14 protein-coding genes, 1 tRNA gene, 1 other RNA gene and 1 pseudogene are annotated in these 18866 nt (G+C 44.0%); 6 read left to right on the top strand and 11 right to left on the bottom strand.

Annotation, left to right across the window (positions count from 1 at the left end):
• Nucleotides 1-580 precede the first annotated feature (580 nt).
• Nucleotides 581-655, bottom strand: a tRNA-Thr gene (locus LNM86_RS10070).
• Nucleotides 656-828: 173 nt separating this feature from the next.
• Between LNM86_RS10070 and LNM86_RS10065 the strand changes: the two genes are divergently transcribed.
• The 3 genes from LNM86_RS10065 (at nucleotide 829) to LNM86_RS10055 (ending at nucleotide 3161) form a co-directional block, all read left to right on the top strand.
• Nucleotides 829-966: a hypothetical protein gene (locus LNM86_RS10065; RefSeq protein ID WP_241437563.1), complete on the top strand. Its 138-nt coding sequence runs from the start codon at nucleotides 829-831 to the stop codon at nucleotides 964-966.
• Nucleotides 967-1152: 186 nt separating this feature from the next.
• Nucleotides 1153-2448: a UDP-N-acetylglucosamine 1-carboxyvinyltransferase gene (gene murA / locus LNM86_RS10060; protein WP_241437562.1), complete on the top strand. Its 1296-nt coding sequence runs from the start codon at nucleotides 1153-1155 to the stop codon at nucleotides 2446-2448.
• Nucleotides 2449-2648: 200 nt separating this feature from the next.
• Nucleotides 2649-3161 carry a hypothetical protein gene (locus tag LNM86_RS10055; RefSeq protein WP_241437561.1) on the top strand — a complete coding sequence of 171 codons (513 nt, stop codon included), beginning with the start codon at nucleotides 2649-2651 and terminating at the stop codon, nucleotides 3159-3161.
• 3349 nt (nucleotides 3162-6510) lie between these two features.
• On the opposite strand, the gene LNM86_RS10050 is transcribed toward LNM86_RS10055, so the two are convergent.
• From LNM86_RS10050 to LNM86_RS10020, 7 genes and pseudogenes are all read right to left on the bottom strand, one after another.
• Nucleotides 6511-7332, bottom strand: a complete 822-nt coding sequence (locus LNM86_RS10050) for a TIGR00282 family metallophosphoesterase (RefSeq protein ID WP_241437560.1) — start codon at nucleotides 7330-7332, stop codon at nucleotides 6511-6513.
• 18 nt (nucleotides 7333-7350) lie between these two features.
• Nucleotides 7351-7953 (bottom strand): 5-formyltetrahydrofolate cyclo-ligase, encoded by a 603-nt coding sequence (locus tag LNM86_RS10045; RefSeq protein ID WP_241437559.1) that lies wholly within the window; start codon nucleotides 7951-7953, stop codon nucleotides 7351-7353.
• A 173-nt stretch (nucleotides 7954-8126) separates the two neighbouring features.
• A non-coding RNA gene (ssrS, locus tag LNM86_RS10040) (6S RNA) lies at nucleotides 8127-8286 on the bottom strand.
• Between the two features lie 650 nt (nucleotides 8287-8936).
• Nucleotides 8937-9126 (bottom strand): annotated as a pseudogene (locus LNM86_RS10035) (hypothetical protein); the annotation flags it as partial.
• A 172-nt stretch (nucleotides 9127-9298) separates the two neighbouring features.
• Entirely contained in the window at nucleotides 9299-10096 is a 798-nt protein-coding gene (locus tag LNM86_RS10030; RefSeq protein ID WP_241438986.1) for a tetratricopeptide repeat protein, read from the bottom strand.
• Between the two features lie 134 nt (nucleotides 10097-10230).
• Nucleotides 10231-10356 (bottom strand): type B 50S ribosomal protein L36, encoded by a 126-nt coding sequence (ykgO, locus tag LNM86_RS10025; RefSeq protein ID WP_220717794.1) that lies wholly within the window; start codon nucleotides 10354-10356, stop codon nucleotides 10231-10233.
• Between the two features lie 2078 nt (nucleotides 10357-12434).
• On the bottom strand, nucleotides 12435-13514 hold the full coding sequence (locus LNM86_RS10020; protein WP_256460910.1) for a 5-(carboxyamino)imidazole ribonucleotide synthase: 1080 nt from the start codon (nucleotides 13512-13514) through the stop codon (nucleotides 12435-12437).
• A gap of 13 nt (nucleotides 13515-13527) precedes the next feature.
• Here LNM86_RS10020 and LNM86_RS10015 point away from each other — a divergent pair, with 13 nt between their 5' ends.
• Nucleotides 13528-14034 (top strand): hypothetical protein, encoded by a 507-nt coding sequence (locus LNM86_RS10015; protein WP_241437558.1) that lies wholly within the window; start codon nucleotides 13528-13530, stop codon nucleotides 14032-14034.
• A 15-nt stretch (nucleotides 14035-14049) separates the two neighbouring features.
• On the opposite strand, the gene purE is transcribed toward LNM86_RS10015, so the two are convergent.
• A complete protein-coding gene (purE, locus tag LNM86_RS10010; RefSeq protein ID WP_241437557.1) occupies nucleotides 14050-14547 on the bottom strand; it encodes a 5-(carboxyamino)imidazole ribonucleotide mutase in 498 nt (165 codons plus the stop codon).
• A gap of 573 nt (nucleotides 14548-15120) precedes the next feature.
• Nucleotides 15121-15591 (bottom strand): hypothetical protein, encoded by a 471-nt coding sequence (locus LNM86_RS10005; RefSeq protein ID WP_241437556.1) that lies wholly within the window; start codon nucleotides 15589-15591, stop codon nucleotides 15121-15123.
• Between the two features lie 398 nt (nucleotides 15592-15989).
• On the opposite strand from LNM86_RS10005, the gene LNM86_RS10000 reads away from it, so the two are divergent.
• Both LNM86_RS10000 and LNM86_RS09995 read left to right on the top strand, forming a co-directional pair.
• Nucleotides 15990-16142 carry a DUF5993 family protein gene (locus tag LNM86_RS10000; protein WP_241438984.1) on the top strand — a complete coding sequence of 51 codons (153 nt, stop codon included), beginning with the start codon at nucleotides 15990-15992 and terminating at the stop codon, nucleotides 16140-16142.
• 10 nt (nucleotides 16143-16152) lie between these two features.
• On the top strand, nucleotides 16153-16734 hold the full coding sequence (locus LNM86_RS09995) for a disulfide bond formation protein B (protein WP_241437555.1): 582 nt from the start codon (nucleotides 16153-16155) through the stop codon (nucleotides 16732-16734).
• Nucleotides 16735-18318: 1584 nt separating this feature from the next.
• On the opposite strand, the gene LNM86_RS09990 is transcribed toward LNM86_RS09995, so the two are convergent.
• Nucleotides 18319-18675 (bottom strand): helix-turn-helix domain-containing protein, encoded by a 357-nt coding sequence (locus LNM86_RS09990; RefSeq protein WP_241437554.1) that lies wholly within the window; start codon nucleotides 18673-18675, stop codon nucleotides 18319-18321.
• Nucleotides 18676-18866: the final 191 nt, after the last annotated feature.

The raw sequence follows: 18866 nt of genomic DNA, 5'->3' as shown, positions 1-18866 counted from the left end.
GGTGAGGCATGGGTGGAGGTGTTGGGAGGTTTATGATGTGCACACGGTGTCCGCATGTGTGTAGGGATGCCATGCACGGGTGAGTGAGAGAGGGTGGAGAGGTGCGTTGAGGTGAAGCGTTGGGACGAAGCGTTGAGGGGCTTGAGATAGGCATGTTCGTGGGATGAGAGGGTGCTTTAAAATGTCCGTAGTTGTTGGAGAAAAGGGCGCGTGGTGTTTGCGCGATGGGAAGAGGGACGGATACGCAGGGACTTTGGGGCTCGTGTAGGTGTTGGCATGAGGATGGGGTGCCGCACCTGTGAGAGAGCGTCGGGCGAACTATATGGGGGGCGTTTGACAGGAGGGGAGGGTGTTGAAGGATGCTCAAGAGGGAAAACTGTATGGGGCATGCCTGTGTGAGGGGGGATGTGCGCGGGTGAGAGGCGGGAGGAGAGAGCTGTCGGAAAAGCTCTGATGATATCGTTAAAAGATTCAAAAAGAGGACGCTGCTAGAAAATACCTTTAGGGCATATCATTGCGTGGCGTGTTGTGAAATAAGAATATGATGAAGATAACAGGGTAAATAAAAGAGTGCCTAGAATGGTGCTGCGAGAGAGGATTGAACTCTCGACCTCTCCCTTACCAAGGGAGTGCTCTACCACTGAGCTACCGCAGCCCTTTGTAATCGCTGTCTTGTGCCATATTGTTATAAAATAGGCAAGAGAACATTTCTGCATTCTTGAAAGAATATCCCTTTTGTGTCATGACACAGATTTCTTATAAAAAAAATCTCTTATAAAAATGCCGTGAGTTGTTTAAAAAAAGCTCATAAAAGGTTGCGTAATGATCATGACACAAGAACAACAAAAATTTAACCATAAAGATGAAAAAGAAAAACGGCGACAAGAAAGACTGGCGCAACAATTGCGTCAAAACTTGAAACGCCGTAAAGAGCAGAGTCGAAAAAGAGCACAAACAGAAAATTAAAAAATCTCCTCTATGGCTCATGCGCAACCAAATTCCACAATGATTCGTTCTAGAGTTTAGGGAGTCGTTCTAGAATTTAGGATTCATCCTAAAGCTGTCGATGCCAGTCTAAATTATAACAAAAATAACTTCTCGGGGGTAAAACCTTTGGAAGGGGAAACACAAAGGGAAAAAGGGAAAATACCAATGGATTCTATTCAAATTGTTGGTGGGGAAAAACTGAAGGGAACAATTCCTATTTCAGGAGCAAAAAATGCTGCCTTGCCCCTCATGATTGCGTCTTTGCTGAGTGAGGAAACGCTTACTTTAGAAAATATTCCCCATCTTGTTGATGTTGAATTGCTTATTCGTATTCTTAATAATCATGGTGTCGGATATGCTGTTGATGGACAGGAATGTCACAACGATTGTATGGATGCTCGAACAATCCATTTTACCGCGCAAAAAATAGCCACAACACGTGCGCCATACGAACTGGTGAAAAAAATGCGCGCAAGCTTTTGGGTCATTGGACCCCTGCTCGCTCGATGTCGAGAAGCCTATGTCTCCCTGCCTGGAGGATGCGCTATCGGAACAAGACCCGTCGACTTTATTCTTGAGGGACTCAAAACTTTAGGTGCCCATATTGCTATCGAAAATGGATATGCCCATGCTAAAGCGCCAAGGGGATTAAAAGGTGCACATTACCATTTCCCTAAAGTGACTGTCGGGGGGACACATGTGATGCTGATGGCTGCTGCGATGGCTAAGGGGACAACCGTGCTCGATAATGCGGCGTGTGAACCAGAAGTGGCTAATCTTATTCGGACACTCAATGCTATGGGGGCAAAAATCGTCGGGGAAGGAACGAAAACACTCACAATCGAGGGCGTGAAAAAACTCCATGGCGCGAGAGTGCGTGTCATTCCTGATCGTATTGAAGCTGGAACCTATGCTATGGCCGTGGCTATGACGGGTGGGGATGTGTTTCTCAAAAATGCAAACCCTAACCATCTTACCCAAGTGCTTAAAGTCTTGCAAAAAACAGGACTCGATATTCAAATAGAACCTCAGGGAATTCATGTGAAACGAAATCCACGGCAAACAAAAATAATGCCCGTCGATATCAAAACGGGACCTTATCCCGATTTTCCAACCGATCTCCAAGCCCAATTCATGGCGTTGATGACAAGGGCACAGGGAATTTCTCACATTACCGAAACAATTTTCGAAAATCGCTTTATGCATGTGCAAGAACTTTCCCGTTTGGGTGCTCAGATCAAACTTGATGGGCAAACAGCAACTGTCTATGGAACAGAGCAATTGCAAGGCGCACCCGTGATGGCAACCGATTTGCGCGCCTCTGTCTCCCTTGTGATTGCTGCTCTGGCCGCAAAGGGTGAAACCATTGTCAACCGCGTCTATCATCTCGATCGCGGTTTTGAACATTTGGAGGCAAAATTAGCCAATTGTGGGGCTCTCATAAAACGCGTTACAGCTTAGCTCCCTTCATGTTTTCCCTTTCGTGCCTTCCCCTTTGTGTCTTTTAGGGGGGATGCCTTTTCCTTTGAGAACTTTGGGGAACTTTACCGGAAAACTGAAGGCGTGTTTGTGCTCTCAAGCAATGGGCGATGATGGTGTGATTGTGGAGAGCAGCGCGATTGCGATTTTGAACATTTTGGGCTTTGAACATTTGGAGGAAAATGAGAAAATTGTGGGGCTCTCATAAAACGCGTTACAGCTTTAGCCCCCTTCGTATCTTACCTTTTGTGCCTTCCCCTTTGTGTCTTTTGGGGAGGATGCCTTGTCCTTTGGGATCTTCGGGGAGTTTTACCGGAAAACTGAAGGCGTGTTTGTGCTCTCAAGCAATGGGCGATGAGGGTGTGATTGTGGAGAGCAGCGCGATTGCGGTTTTGAACTTTTGGGCTTTGAATATTTGGAGGAAAATGAGAAAATTGTGGGGCTCTCATAAAACGCGTTACAGCTTTAGCCCCCTTCGTATCTTACCTTTTGTGCCTTCCCCTTTGTGTCTTTTGGGGGGGATGCCTTTTCCTTTGAGATCTTCGGGGAGTTTTACCGGAAAACTGAAGGTGTGTTTGTGCTCTCAAGCAATGGAGGATGAGGGTGTGATTGTGGAGAGCAGCGCGATTGCGATTTTGAACATTTTGGGCTTTGAACATTTGGAGGAAAATGAGAAAATTGTGGGGCTCTCATAAAACGCATTACAGCTTTAGCCCCCTTCGTATCTTACCTTTCGTGCCTTCCCCTTTGTGTCTTTTGGGGAGGATGCCTTTTCTTTTGGGCTCTTCGGGGAATTTTACCGGAAAACTGAAGGCGTGTTTGTGCTCTTAAGCAATGGGGGATGATGGTGTGATTGTAGAGAGCAGCGCGATTGCGATTTTGAACTTTTGGGCTTTGAACATTTGGAGGCAAAATTAGCCAATTGTGGGGCTCTCATCCTACGTGTTACAGCTTTAGCCCCCTTCGTATCTTACCTTTCGTGCCTTCCCCTTTGTGTCTTTTGAGGGGATGCCTTTTCTTTTGGGCTCTTCGGGGAATTTTACCAGAAAACTGAAGGCGTGTTTGTGCTCTCACACAATGGCGGGATGATGGTGTGATTGTGGAGAGTAGGCTGAGGTGTTTGTGAGGGGGGGCTTATAAAAAATCAATCAAGACCCTTTTCATTGTTATTGCCTTTCTCCTGAGATTATCATGTTTTGCTGTAAAAATACTGTGGGTTAGAGGGGACAAATGCGTGCGGGGTGTGCTGGATGGCAGGCGAGCGAGGGGGCGTTGGAGTATGCTCAAGGGAGAAAGCAGTATGGAAGGGACCACATCTGTGAGGAGGATGTCATGTGCGGGTGAGAGAGAGTGGAGGGTTGGGTTGGTGCGAAGTTTTGCGGGGTTGAGATATGCGTGTTCGTGGGGGTTGGAACGGTGCTTAACAACATTTGCAGTTGTTAGGAAAAGGAGCGCTGTGTTTACGCAAGGAAAGGGGGACGAACTGCGGGGGCTTTGGGGGCTGTGTGGGATATTCGCATGGGGGAAGTATCTGTGAGGGGGATGAGGGCATTTGAGAGGAGAAGAGGGTGTTGGAGTATGCTCAAGAGAACAAGCAGCATGTAGGGGACATGTGAAGTGGAGGGGTATGCAGTGAGGCATGTGTGGAGGGTGTTGGGAGGCTTTTGGAATGTGCACGGGGGATCATATGCGTGTGGGGCGTGCTGGATGACGGGTGAGAGTGGAGAGATTGGAGGGGCGGGTTGGTGCGAAGCTTTGCAGGGTTGAGATATGCGTGTTCGTGGGGGATAGGATTCAAGATGCTTAGAATATCCTCCGTTGTTGGAAAAAGAGGTGCTGTGTGGGCACGATAGAAGGACGGGGGATATGAGGGGCTTTTGCATATGTGCGCGGTGTTTACACCATGGGAAGGGGGTAAATATGTGGGGGCTTTGGGGTTTGTGTGGGGATATTGGAAGGATTTTTGATATGCATGAGTGGTGATGCCATATCAAAATTGAGTGATGAAGTGTGGTTAAAGAGGGTGGTAAGTTTTCAAGGGGGGATAACAGAGAGGAGCACAAAAAACTCAGGGGTGTTTAGCAATAGAATATGCTAAGAGAAAAAATATGCCGAGAGAAACCGGTTGGTAAATCATTCGGATAGAAATCTTCGTCCTTTAGCGGGAATAGGTCAATAGTAAGGAGGGCGCTCGTAGAGGTGATGATTGATCGCAAAATGAAACGCGTTTAATTCTCGTATGGAAATGCGTTTACTCTGTCACATGTTCCGTGTTGTGTAAGTTCTCTTTTTAGGTGTCATATGCCATTAAAAGCAAAAGGCTGCTCGAGTTTAGAGCTTTTAACGCTACGAATACCATGGATATTCATTTCAATACATTGATTTATAATGATACTTTATTGTTTTGCCGGTTGAATGAGAGCCTAGAGTATCCTAACATTCTCTCATGCCAAACCTGCTTTATGTTGAAACAATCAAAACTACCTCTTGCACGCCATAAGGGGGATTAGCATAGGGATAAAAAGAGAGAAGAATGGCGTAAAAATTGCTTATGAAGTGTCGCAATATCAAGGGTTGTCGCGATATTGGGGGATGGTCAATAGGTATGTGAGAGCTCTCTCATCCGGTGCGCGATAAGCTGCAAAATAAAATCGATATTTTAACGACAGCTTTATAGGCAAAAAAATGCGCATAGAAGAAAGGTTTCAAAACAGAGGGAAAATCTTAAAAGGGGAGTGCATCTCTTGGGAAGAATTTTTGAACAAAAATACGAAAAAGAATTGAACCATAAAGGCGCAGGGTGTTTGCAATAAAGAGACGCAGGCTTTTGCAAGAAATTGCCAAGAGTTCGCTCTCTCTTTGCTTTTTTATACCGATTTCTCAACAAAAGAAAATGCCTCATATTGTGGTGATGAGGGAACAGTGTGATGTGGTAAGCGTTCGCAAAGAGAAAGGCGCGCTCGTAACAAATTTTTAAAAGTGCTAACCTCAAAAACAGAGGGCAATTTTGTCCTTTATTTCGCATGGATATTTCTCAGGAGCATTGCTTATAGGAATAAAATCTCTGGAAAATAAAAAACTTTAAAGTTTTCCTTGCTTAAGAAGAAGTTATCGTATATCAAAGTTCTTAGGGAAGAGGTTTTCATGTTTCCCCGCAGAAATATCCCAATGTGGCCTCTTTCTCTTCACTTTTAAAATCATAAAAATTTTAACACTAACAGAATTTTGCGCAATTCTGGGTGTTCGTTTCTCATGCCAATTTTGTCGTTCGTTATGTTCACGCCCGCTTCATGTGGGTGAGGTAAATTTTGAGGGGATGAGAAGGTCATATTGCTCAAAATAGTTCTTGAAAGATAACGTTGGAGAAAGAGGCTCAAAGGGAGATGAGGAAAGGCAGACGAAGATGCGAGGGCAAGCCGACCGCAGGGATAAGGACAACTGATTGAAGGGATAAGAAGAGAAAGCGATCAGAGGGGGCAAGAAGGTAGCTGAAGAGATAAGGGAGGGCGCGACCGGAGGGATGGGGACAAGTGATGAAAGAGGTAAGAAGAGAAAGCGATCAGAGGGGGCAAGAAGGTAGCTGAAGGGATAAGGGAGGGCGCGACCGGAGGGATAAGGACAACTGATTGAAGGGATAAGAAGAGAAAGCGCGATCAAAAGGGGGGCAAGAAGGTAGCTGAAGAGATAAGGGAGGGCGCGACCGGAGGGATAAGGACAACTGATTGAAGGGATAAGAAGAGAAAGCGCGATCAAAAGGGGGGCAAGAAGGTAGCTGAAGAGATAAGGGAGGGCGCGACCGCAGGGATGGGGACAAGTGATTGAAGAGGTAAGAAGAGAAAGCGATCAGAGGGGGCAAGAAGGTAGCTGAAGGGATAAGGGAAGGCGCGACCGCAGGGATGGGGACAAGTGATTGAAGAGGTAAGAAGAGAAAGCAATCAAAGGGGGAAAGAAGGTGGCTGAAGAGATAAAGGAAGGTGACAGGAGGGGTAAGGAAAGGCAGCTGAAGGGGCGAGGACAGGTCGACCGCAGGGGGAAGAGAAAACTCTACCAAAAATCTGGAATTTCAGGCTTTAAATGTGGACCTATCCGTACGGCGGAGACCTTTTCCGCTAAACCCGTGCGGTCTGAAAGTTCAACAGCTAAACCGCAAAGGGTGGCAGGACCTTTCGCTGGTTCAAAACGATCCTGCTTTTTATTATAAAGAAAACGGTGTAAAGGTTCTTCTTTATCCATGCCAAGAGATGAGTTATAATCTCCACACATCCCCGCATCCGTTAAATAGGCACTCCCGCCTTCTAAAATTTGTGCATCAGCCGTAGGAATATGCGTATGCGTGCCTACGATAACGCTGACACGACCATCAAGAAAATGCCCAAAACATTGCTTCTCACTCGTCGTTTCGGCATGAAAGTCAAAAACAATCGCATCCGCTTGTTCCATCAAAGAACAAGCACATAAAATATTTTCAGCCGATTCAAAGGGATCAACAACCTTACAGGGCATAAAAACACTCCCTAAAAGATTGGCAACAAGAACACGTGCTCCATTCTTGGCCGTAAAAACACCAGAGCCCTTCCCAGGCGTTTCTTTCATAAAATTGGCGGGACGTAAAAAACGCTCGCTCTCCTGTGCATATTGTAATGCCTCTTGATACGAAAAAGCGTGATTGCCTGTTGTTACAACGTCAACACCGACCATTAAAAGATCGTGATAGGTCTCTTGACTGACCCCAAAACCGTGAGAGGCATTTTCACCATTGACAACAACAAAATCAAGATGCCACTTCTCAATCAACTGTGGAAGCTGTTCAAAAACAACTTTACACCCCGTCATGCCTACAATGTCACCTAAAAATAAAAAACGCATAGGCGTTTTAATCACATTTTAACGCTTTAAGAAACCCTTTTCTGTACAAATTTCTTGCAAAACAAGATCATGCTCTTCAGGGGGAATGGATTCAACTTCCTGACACGAAAAACCTAAACCTAATAAATAGATCTGATGCCCCTGTTTTTCAAGGGCTGCAATCGCGCGATCATAATAGCCCCCTCCGTAGCCAAGACGATGACACTGTTTGTCAAATGCGGAAAGCGGAACAAGAACCACATCCGGTATTACAACCGCATTTCCTGCTCCAGGGCCTAATGTGCCAAACCGCATCGATTCTAGCGCCGTGTTTTGTGAAAAGGCACGAAAAACCATGGTCGTTGAATCAAGCACTGCCGGTAAGGCTAAATGCCCACCACGCAACGCAATCGCATCCAATAAAGGACGTGGGTCAATTTCCGATTTTATTGGCCAATAGCCGGCAAAAATCATGCGTGAAAAATCTATGCCCTTTGCTTCAAGGCTTGCAAGAAGAGTGGAACAGGCACGCTGCGAAAAAATAGCGCGTTCTTGTGGGGTCAGGGCATCGCGCTTGGATAAACCACTTTTGCGTAACTTTGTACGAATTTGTGAAGCAGATTCCTGTTCTGTTGTCTCCATTGTGTGTTTACCCCATTGCCTTTAAAGGTTTCTTCCCTTGTGAAGACCTCTTGTCTTGTGAATGTTCATTGTCTATGAAGTCTTGTGTATGTTGCTGTTGCAATAGAATAAAATCCTACGAAACATTCATAAATTTCTTGAAAATATTGTAATACGCTTTCTCTATAAGAAAGAGGTGATCCACAACAGCCGATGGAAAAAGTTGATCCCGGGAACCTATTAACTAGGTGGGCGCCATATGAAAAAGCCCACGGGCCTTATCAGGGACAGCTCCCTTGGAGATCACTAAGGTCTCAGGAATGCGTTATTTCCTGTCGAGAAGCGCAGAACACCCGTTTTCACTATAAAACAATTTTCCATTTTCAGCTAGAGAGAAAATGATTTCAAAGCCCTTTCTTTATAACAGGACACGATAAAATATTGTCTGGTAAGGGGGGCGAAGATTTCTTTGGTCAAGAGTTTGATTTATAAGGATCATTCAGCGTTTTGCCTGTTGAATGAGAGCCTCGAATATCCTCGGATTTTCTCCTCCCAAATCTGCTTATATTAAATCAATTAAAATCACCCATTTGTATATCACAAGTGCGATTATCGTATGGATAAAAAACTCTCAAGAAAGGCATAAAAATGCCTTTAAGGAATCGTCTCAAGACCAAGGGTTATCGTAACATTGGGGAACTTTTCTGAGAATGATAGCCATTGTGGGTGATATTCAAGGGCTTTTTCATCCGTCTTGAGGGTAAGTTTAGGGCGCTGTGTTGCTTCCATGAGTTCCCAAGCGCAAAAAATGTTGATTGCGTGCTTCAAGTTTCGGTGCATGGTGGAGGTCAAGCAGGGTTAAGTTCAAGGTGGTTAGCAAGGGTACGTGTGGCACGTTGATCACGTTCATAGAGAGGATTCCATGTTTGTCTCTGCTTTTCTATCAGCGGGGGAATGTGTGATAGGCGGTTTTGAAAGGGAAAGTGTAAAGGGTTTGATTCAGCCTAAAGTGCTTGCGGGGTTTGCTCGTCTAATAGAACTTCAAGGTGCTTTTGAAGCTTTTGCATTTGTGGGTAATATTCAAGGTTTTTTTCATCCGTCTTGAGGGCAAGTTTGGGACGTTGCGTTGCTTCCGTGGTTTTCAAGCGAAAAGATATTGTTGCGTGTTTCAAGTGCCGGTGCATGGTGGCAATCAAACAGGGTTAAGGTCAAGGTGGTTAGTAAGGATACATGTGGCACGTTGAGCTCGTCCATAGAGAGGAGCCCATGTTTGTTTCAGTTTTCCTATCAGCGGGGGATTGTGTGATCGGCTGTTTTGAAAGGGTAAGTGTAAAGAATTTGCGTAAGTTTAAAGGGGCGGCGCAGCCTAAAGTGCTTGAGGGGTTTGCTCGTCTAACAAAACTTCAAGGCGCTTTTGAAGCTTCTGCATTTGTGGATAATATTCAAGGGCTTTTTCATAGGCTTTGAGAGCAAGTTTAGGACGTTGCGTTGCTTCCATGGTAACGCCAAGCTCAAAAAACGCTATGTAATTGCGCGGCTCTTGTTCTAGAGCATGGTTAAGATCTAGCATGGCAAGTTTAAAATCACTCATTTGAATATGAACCCATGCACGTCTTACCCAAACTTCAGCATAAGAAGGCTCAAGAGCAAGGGCATTGTCAATGTAATCAAGGGCAAGACCATAATCGTCTTCATTGATCGCATTTTCAGCCCATGACATCAAAAGATCAATCGTCTCACTGCCCGATTGTGACCATAAACGTTGAAGTTGTCCGCTTATCTTCTTTGCTTCTTGAACATTCGCACAAAACTTCAATTCTTTCAGTAAACGTGAGATCTCCTTCTCTTTGCGCTGTTTTGCTCTGTCAACAGGGGAAGAGGCGTTTAAGTCAAAATCTTCTAAAAGAGTCGCAGATGTGTCAGAGTCAGATGGTGTCGGTGCTGAGGGAGGACGACTGGGAATCAATTCATCTAACGGCAAAAGCAATTGCGGAGAGGGACGATCTTCAGGAAGAGAAGGAGGACTTTGCCCATAGCTAGGGGAAATGAAACAGAAACTGCTGAAAAAAGCAAAAAGAAAATTTGTAAAAGAGCGCAAAAAACCGTGTTGGAAAAGAGAAAAAACCCGTAATCGTAAAGCTTTTAAAAAAAGAAAAAAAGGCATAAAAAATTCTCTAAAGAGAAAAGCACTACGCAACAGATTTACAAACCGCAATAATCCACGATAATTTATCGCTAAAAATAACTTATCAAAAGATAAAAAGCTCTTATGCCCGCAAAAAGCAGGCACAAAAACCCTTAACCCTGACGTGCTCTAAAACGTGGATTGACTTTATTGAGGATATAAACACGACCTTTGCGACGCACCAAACGATTGTTACGGTGGCGCTCCTTCAATGCTTTAAGCGAATTTTTAATCTTCATGATACTCACCGTCTAACATCTATGTAACACAATAACATAATGAACCACTCTCTCGACACTTTCATTGTTTCCATAAAAATCTGGCTTTCTCAAATGACTCGCTCAGATTACTGGTCAACTCTCTCAAATGAACCCTTTGTTATAGGCTCATAATCAATATTGTATCATAATAGCGTGGTTGCACTATAACACCAAGTTATACACTTTTCCATTGTGATCACAAAATAAAGACGCACCCTAAAAGGCACGCCCTCACACCTTTGATAAACACAATAAATAAGCAAAAATTGCAAAAAAACTGCGCCCCTTCTAGCAAAAAGTCTTCTTCTTGTCAAGCACAGATCTCTGATAAATTTCTCTTAGCTTATGGGAGGAAGAGGTACTATTTGCAAAACAATTCTGCGGGAGGAGATTAGTGTGAAAGGTATGGGGTGGGATGGCGAGGTGCAATATGCGGGGTGAAGTCTGCGAGGGAGCGTTCGAGAGGAGGGGGAGCATGGGTGGGGTATCCGCATGTTGCTTGCGGAGGTGTTTGAGAGAAGATGTGTTGAAAACAGAGCTGTTCTTTTCAAAGGGGTGTAGGTTTGAGAAAATGCGCAAACAAAAATGTGGTGATGTTGGGCGAAAGCCTTAAGAGCGTTAAGAGGGATGTGGGGAAGAGCGTAAGTCTGTTTTGCAAGAGAGGGTGAGAAAGGGTGGTGCGTGTGAGAGGGGGTAAATTCCTCTTAGTTTATGGAGGGGGAGAGGTGCGATTTGCAAGACGATTCTGTGGGAGGAGATTGGTGTGGGAGGCAGGCGGTGGGGTTTGCTAGGTGAGGTGTGCGGGGTGAAATCTGTGGTGGGGTGTTTTGAGAGGAGGTGAGGGAGCATGGGCGGGGTATCTGCATGTTACTTGCGGAGGCGTTTGAGAGAGGTGTATTGCAAAACAGGGGTGTGCTTTCAAAGGGGAGATGGACAAGGTTTGAGAAAAATATGCAAACAAAAATGTGATGGTGTTTGGCGGAAGCTTTTAGAGCGGTAAGGGGGTGAGAGAGCGTAAGTCTGTTTTGCAAGAGAGAATGAGAAAGAGTGCGCTGTTTTGCAAAATAACTCTGCGGAAAGAGGTTGGTGCGGTGAGGTTTGTGATGGGGGGTGTGAGGGGGGGCATGCGGGGTGAGGTCTGCGGTCGAGTGTTCGAGAGGAAAAGGGGAGCATGGGTGGGGTATCCGTATGTTTTTTGCGGAAGTGTTTGAGAGAAGGTGTGTTGCAAAATAGGGGTGTTCTTTTCAAAGGGGAGATGGGCAAGGTTTGAGAAAATGCGCAAACAAAATATGGTGGTGTTGGGCGAAAGCCTTAAGAGCGTTAAGAGGGATGTGGGGAATGGTGGTGTTTTGAGAAAGAATGATGCGTGTGAGAGGGGGTAAATTTCTCTTAGTTTATGGAAGAGAAGAGGTGCAATATGCGCGATGAGGTCTGTGGTGGGGTGTTTTGAGAGGAGGTGAGGGAGCATGGGTGGGGTATCCGCATGTTGCTCGCGGAGGCATTTAAGAGAGGTGTATTGCAAAACAGAGCTGTTTTTTTCAAAGGGGTGTAAGGTTTGAGAAAATGCGTAAACAAAAATATAGTGATGTTTGGCGGAAACCTTAAGAGCGGTAAGGAGGGGAAGAGCGTAAGTCTGTTTTGCAAAATTTTTTAGCTTATGAAGAGAGGAAGGTGCTGTTTTGCAAAACAATTCTGTGGAAGGCATGGGGTGGGATGGCGAGGTGCAATATGCGGGGTGAAATCTGCGGTGGAGCGTTTTGAGAGGAGGTGAGAGTGTTGGGATGTGGGTATACGCAGGATGTCAGCAGCGAGAGCGAAGCTGTGGAGAGCGGTGAGGAAGTGTGTTTCTCTGTGCGAGGAAAAGTGTTGTGCTGCTTATGAAGGAAAGGTTTTAGAGAGTTGCGTTCGTGAAAAAGAAAGTGTGCGTATGCGTTTGCAAGAGAAGGTGAGAAAATGCCGCAAAATGCTTGTTGGTTGCTTTGTTCGTTTTTATGCTTTCTCTCTGTTATCGTGTGTAGAATTTTGCTGAAAAGCGCTTATCAAAATTTGTTGGGGGGTCAAAATTTGCTGGCTGGTCCTGTTAATTGAATAACATGCCCCATTTTGCGCAGGGGTTGAACAGAGCTTTTGCCATATAAATGTAAAGATGTGTGTTCTTGCGTGAGAAAATATTTGATCTCATGCAGATTGTTGCCAAGAAGATTGGTCATTTGACAATTGCTATGACGGTAGGTGCTGCCTAGAGGAAGCCCGCAAATGGCACGGATATGCTGTTCAAACTGTGATGTTACACACGCCTTTTGCGTCCAGTGACCAGAGTTATGAACACGAGGGGCCAATTCATTGACCAAAAGACCGCCATCTATGAGAACAAAAAATTCAATGCAAAGAACCCCAACATAATCCAGAGCATCCATCACGGCTACGCTTATTTCTTGAGCAGCATTTTGGACGTTAAGTGGTACGTGCGATGGAACAAATGATTTGTGAAGAATGCCATTCCTGTGCTGGTTTTCAGGGCAATCATAAAAAATATGGTCTCCTTGTTTCGTGCGTGCCGAGATAACCGAGATTTCTGATAAAAAAGGAATAACTTCTTCTAAAATTAAAGGATGTCCCTGAAACGTTGTAAAGACCTTCTCAAGCGTCTGTTCAGACGGGTGGTCCAGCATCATCTGATTTTTTCCATCATAACCAAAACGACGTGTCTTTAAAAGACCACGTCCCTTTAATGCTGAAAGTCCTGAAAGAAGAGAAGAGGAATCATCAACAGCATACCATGACGCCGTGCCTATCCCTTGCTTTTGCAAAAATTGCTTCTCAAAAAGCCGATCTTGCGTAATCTCCAAAGCTTTGGAAGAGGGATAAACACTTGTAGCGTTCTCTACATATTGAACCGTTTGAAGCGAAAGATTTTCAAACTCATAAGTCACAATATCACACAGGGAAATAAAACGATCGAGTGCCGAAATATCATCATAGGGTGCAACAATGTGCTCATTTGCTGTTTGTGCTGCTGGGCAATCCGCTTCAGGGCAAAAAACAACCGTCCGAAAACCTAATTCTGCCGCCGCTATCGCTAACATACGCGCTAATTGCCCCCCGCCTATAAAACCGATGACCCTGTTTGAAGGCAACAGGGGGAATACATTGGTTTTTGCAGGGGTTTTTGTGGGAGAGATGGTGGCTGTAGCCGCTGCGGGGGATGGGGTTGTTGCGGCGGATGCGGTGGGGGCTGTCGCTGAGGGGGATGGGGTTGTTGTGAGGGATGTGGTGGGGGTTGTCGCCGAGGGGGAGGGGGTTGTGGTGAGAGATGCGGTGGGTGTTGTCGCCGAGGAGGATGGGGTTGTGGCGGATGTGGTGGGTGTTGTCGCCGAGGGGGAGGGGGTTGTGGCGGATGTGGTGGGTGTTGTCGCCGAGGGGGAGGGGGTTGTGGCGGATGTGGTGGGTGTTGTCGCCGAGGGGGAGGGGGTTGTGGTGAGAGATGCGGTGGGGGTTGTAGTCGAGGAGGAGGGGATTGTGGTGAGAGATGCGGTGGGTGCTGTAGCCGAGGGAGATGGAGTTGTGGTGAGGGATGTGACGGGTGCTGTAGCCGAGGAGGAGGGGGGTGTTGCGAGGGATGCGGCGGGGGTTGTCGCTGAGGGGGATGGGGTGTGAGAGGATTGTGTCATTTTAAACCTCAGTTATTGGAATTTGCGCGACACTGGCTGTTTGTTGTTGGCGCCAATCTTGTAACCGCTGTGCGAGTTTGTCATCATAAACCGCCATAACCGCGGCGGCTAAAAGTGCTGCGTTAATAGCGCCTGCTTTACCAATCGCTAAGGTGCCAACCGGGACGCCTGCTGGCATTTGCACAATTGAAAGCAACGAATCTTGACCAGATAAAGAGTGCGAATGGACTGGAACACCAAAAACAGGAAGAGGTGTGAGCGCCGCTAACATACCAGGAAGATGCGCTGCACCGCCTGCGCCGGCTAGCAAAATTTTAAAGCCCGCTGCTTTTGCTTCTTTGGCAAATTGATAAAGCCGTTCAGGGGTACGGTGTGCCGAGACAATCTGCGAAATATGTGAAATATCAAGGCTGGTCAAAATATCTGCGCTGTGACGCATCGTTTGCCAATCCGATTGGCTGCCCATTAAAATCGCTACATCATATGATTTTTTCGTCATTTACCATCCTCTATCGAATTTTACCCTCTCTCTGAAGCGTTTACTATACTCTTCTGCCCTCTTCTTTTTAAGTGTTTTAAAGACTCTTTGCAAAGCCAATTGATAACACAACAACAGTTTTTTTTAATGTGCCTTGGGAACGAAGACAGCTTCATAAAGGAGGCTTCATAAAATGCTGATATATCTTCCCTGCTATGTGATGTGAATAATGTTTTTCGCAGAATAATTTTTTCAAAAAGACCCCTTTGCAAAAAAAATAGAGCTTGGCTGTAAAAAACAAAGCAAAAAACTAAAGGTAAAAAGCAATCGCGTTTGTTTACTGCCAAAAGTGAAAGAAATTGGCTCTCGTTACTGAGAGGGCAAATATCGCAAATATCCTTGTACTGCTGCTGTACACTTTTGCGCTCTTTCATGGGGCACGCGACGTCAAGAAAACCTTCAGTTAAAGTGAAAATGTTTCCTCCCCCCTTTTTAGAACAGATGGGTCTGGGATTAAACGGCGCTCTATTTGCTTTGGTTCAATAATCATGTGGATAAGAAAAAAACTTTCCTTTTTTAGCTTGCGGTTTATGATCATTTTAGCTTGCGGTTTATGATCATGGAAATAAAGGCGTTTTCAAATGGCTGTTGCTGATGGCTGTTGCTGATGGCTGTTGCTGATGGCTGTTGCTGTTGCTGATGGCTGTTGCTGATGGCTGTTGCTGATGGCTGTTGCTGATGGCTGTTGCTGATGGCTGTTGCTGATGGCTGTTGCTGATGGCTGTTGCTGATGGCTGTTGCTGATGGCTGTTGCTGATGGCTGTTGCTGATGGCTGTTGCTGATGGCTGTTGCTGATGGCTGTTGCTGATGGCTGTTGCTGATGGCTGTTGCTGATGGCTGTTGCTGATGGCTGTTGCTGATGGCTGTTGCTGATGGCTGTTGCTGATGGCTGTTGCTGATGGCTGTTGCTGATGGCTGTTGCTGATGGCTGTTGCTGATGCCTGTTGCTGATGGCTGTTGCTGATGCCTGTTGCTGATGCCTGTTGCTGATGCATAGTGTTCAAGAAAAAACGTTAGTACAAAGAGAGTAATCGCAAATATTGCTTCTTAAAAAAAGAAAATTTTGTGGCAAAAATACGTTTAAAAAATAAAAGAATTACTCTTGTAAAAAAGAGTATAAAAAACGATTCGAGAGAACAACATGCTTACCAAAACTTGCCTATCATTCTTTAGCATTTATAAACTTAAGTGCAATAAAGAGACGCTTGTTCTTCTGCCTTAAACAGATCTCTCTAGTAAAGAGTCGTGTTGATATTCATTTTTAGTACTCTACATACCCGATTGCTTTCTATACTCTTAATAAAGAGTATGATCAATTGTGTATAATAAGATCATTGTCTCTTTTTTGCCCAATTTTGCAATATCCTATCCAACGATCAATAAGAAAGGAGATTTAGAAGCCATGTTTGTTCCATTTTTAATCGCTTTAGGGGCCGCAGTAACAACTGTCTGTGGAAAGAATAACATCAGTTACGCCTTGTGGGCTATTTTGTTAGTTGTCATTCTTCTTACTTTTAATCACCACGCAACTTCTACTTTAAACTTGTCTTTTTGAGAGAATAATCATGCAAAATGTTGAAGAAAAAAATCCTCATTTCATTATATTTATGAATACATTAGGGCTTATCGGTTTATCCATTGTTTTGGTCGTAGCCTTTTATTATCAACTGGTAAAGTTCGAGTTGCCTTGTCCTCTTTGTCTTCTTCAACGTGTTGGTTTGATGCTGGCTGGGTGTGGATTTCTACTTAATATTCATCATAAGGTGAAACATACACATTATGGAATGGTCATTCTCGGATGTATGGTGACAAGTATTGTGGCTGTTCGGCAAGTGCTGTTGCATATCACACCCGATGATTTGGGATATGGTTCAACATTCTTTGGATTGCACTTTTATACTTGGGCGCTTATTATCTCACTTCTTTGTATTTTGGCCGTTTCTGTGGTCATGATCTTGGGTGAATTGGCACACAAAATTAAAATGTTTTCTCCTTTGCCAATTTTGAGCAAAACAGCAAGCTTCTTATTTATATTTTTGATTGCGGCAAACTTGATTTCTACCATACTGGAATGTGGTGGCGGGCAATGTGAAGATGATCCCGTAAGGTATGAGTTGTTGTCAAGTTGGTCCTCTTCTTCCCCTTAAAACTTGTCATTTGTTTTTCCAATAGATGTTTAACGCTTCGTAAAGAGACGGTCGTGTTGACAATGCCGTCTCTTTTTTGCAAACAAAATGAAGAGAAATTTTCGCGCAATTCTTGAGCTTGGCTACAAAAATGCTCTTGCTTTGCTATGCACAATGAAGGTGACGCGTAAAGTCTTTGCAGCAAACAGAAGGTTTTTTCTTGTCCTTTTTTTTATTTTGTGCTACCATAAGTTGTAGTTTAAATTTCGTTTTAGTGCTTTAAAGAGAGTTTTCTTGTGGTAGAGGCACAGGGTTGTAGAGGGTCCGTTTTTCTAAGCGGGCCTCTTTTCTTATCCACTTTGAGGGGTTTTTATACGTTTACACGTGGCTTAGATTCTTGAAATAGTCGTGGCTTATAAGAGGAGTCATATAACGTAAAACGCGTGATATAACTCATTCTTGTTTTACTTGTCGGTTGTTATTTCATGGGAAAGCTTGTCTTTGCAAGAGCGACAAATATTTTATAAGTTCTTCTTGAGAAGAAGAAAAGCCTTTCTTTAAGAGAAAAAAGCTTTAATAGAATTTAAGAGAAAAAGAGAAGAGAGAATCTCCTTGTTGTCTTCACAGGCGTGGAGCTATTGTTCAAAAAACAACCTATAAATGTTAAGCTGTAAGTTGCAATTGGTCTCTATCCTCTATGTTGTGACAGTGATGATGGGGATAGGAGAGCTGCTGTGAGGGGATTCTCTTGTTTTAAGCGCATTTCACTCTTGATTGGTGATGGTTGACATACACCTTTGTGATCATGATTTTATTGTTATGCAATTGTTATGGGAGACTCTGGAAAATGTAAATGCTCTCTCGTGCGGAACTATGATTGTTATGATTATGAAGTGGCAAAAACCTATCATTTTGCCTTGTGTCTTCTTGTTGCTTGATATCACGAATTTAAACAAAAAGTTGATGAAGTATGGGAACTTCATGATAAGTAGAAAAATGCGTTGCATTGTTTTCATGATTTAATGGGGGTTTTCACGATTTAATGGGGGTTTTCACGGTTGAGTGGGGAAAATGAAAGGGATTTCTTCTTATGTCCTTCAAGAAGTTAAACAAACTATGGGGATAAAAAATGGCTCTCGTTTTCGATTTTATCTTTGAAAAGTACGGAACAGAACTTGTAAAATCCTCTGGAGGAGTTTTCGCTGTGTGATTGCTAAAAAAACAGAGATGAACTCTACTTAGAGCGTTTTTTCTACGCTTTGTTGAATGAAGAATTTGATGAAAAATTCACGATTTTTCCATAGCGGAAAATAACAAAATCAGCTCAAACGATGAAAGAATACCACTGTTTAAAGCAGAATTAAATAAAGTTCTCAAAAAATTGGAAATGCCTAGAAATCACAACAAATTTGCTTAGCAAAAATGAGAAATTCTTCGAAAAATGGATGAAAGAGATAAAAAATGCAATTTTTGGGTTTTAGAAATAAAGAAAGAGGTTGAATATAAATTCTCTGCGGGGAATTATCCATGCTAACAATCTCTTCTTTTAAAAAGGTCTATATGATCATTTATTATTTGGTAGGAAATTATTTTAAGATTTTTATTTTATTCAGAAATCAACCATAAAATTGCTTTTTGTTTTTTCGTTTTGAGCATCCTGAAACTTTTCAAAAGTAAATATTCCTCTTTGCTCGATATGCCTTCATCAATAGGGTATGAAACACTCTCTTTTGTCGAGATTTCGGTATAAAAAAAGGTAATAGGGACATCCAGTATGTTGGCAATTTCTTGCAAGCGTCCTGCCCCTACACGATTCAAGCCTGTTTCATATTTTTGGATTTGTTGAAAGGTTATTCCTAATTGGTTGCCTAGTTGTTTTTGAGAAATTCCCATCATTTCTCGTCTTAAGCGAATTTTTTTGCCGATAGAAATATCGTTAAAATGCGGATTTTTGTCTTGCACTTTAAATCCCCCCCGACCGGGTGCGAGCGCCCTCGCATTAGTATTCCGGGAGTTTGAAAGCACTGAGTTTGGATCAGCCTTTTGCTTTTAGTGCTTATCGCACTTGGACATAGCAAAAGCTCCCGGAAATCCGGGAATTCCCACATAATGGGATTGATATTTATGTACCAAACATTTGGGCTTTCAAACCC

The sequence above is a fragment of the Bartonella machadoae genome (assembly GCF_022559585.1).
Lineage (GTDB): Bacteria > Pseudomonadota > Alphaproteobacteria > Rhizobiales > Rhizobiaceae > Bartonella > Bartonella machadoae.
This window is presented reverse-complemented; position numbering and strand designations above follow the sequence as displayed.

Coding starts and splice junctions, on each gene's coding strand:
- LNM86_RS09995 (WP_241437555.1), top strand. CDS start 16,153: ATGCAAAATGTTGAAGAAAAAAATCCTCATTTCATTATATTTATGAAT.
- murA (WP_241437562.1), top strand. CDS start 1,153: ATGGATTCTATTCAAATTGTTGGTGGGGAAAAACTGAAGGGAACAATT.
- LNM86_RS10065 (WP_241437563.1), top strand. CDS start 829: ATGACACAAGAACAACAAAAATTTAACCATAAAGATGAAAAAGAAAAA.
- LNM86_RS10030 (WP_241438986.1), bottom strand. CDS start 10,096: ATGCCTTTTTTTCTTTTTTTAAAAGCTTTACGATTACGGGTTTTTTCT.
- ykgO (WP_220717794.1), bottom strand. CDS start 10,356: ATGAAGATTAAAAATTCGCTTAAAGCATTGAAGGAGCGCCACCGTAAC.
- LNM86_RS10000 (WP_241438984.1), top strand. CDS start 15,990: ATGTTTGTTCCATTTTTAATCGCTTTAGGGGCCGCAGTAACAACTGTC.
- LNM86_RS10050 (WP_241437560.1), bottom strand. CDS start 7,332: ATGCGTTTTTTATTTTTAGGTGACATTGTAGGCATGACGGGGTGTAAA.
- LNM86_RS10045 (WP_241437559.1), bottom strand. CDS start 7,953: ATGGAGACAACAGAACAGGAATCTGCTTCACAAATTCGTACAAAGTTA.
- LNM86_RS10055 (WP_241437561.1), top strand. CDS start 2,649: ATGAGAAAATTGTGGGGCTCTCATAAAACGCGTTACAGCTTTAGCCCC.
- purE (WP_241437557.1), bottom strand. CDS start 14,547: ATGACGAAAAAATCATATGATGTAGCGATTTTAATGGGCAGCCAATCG.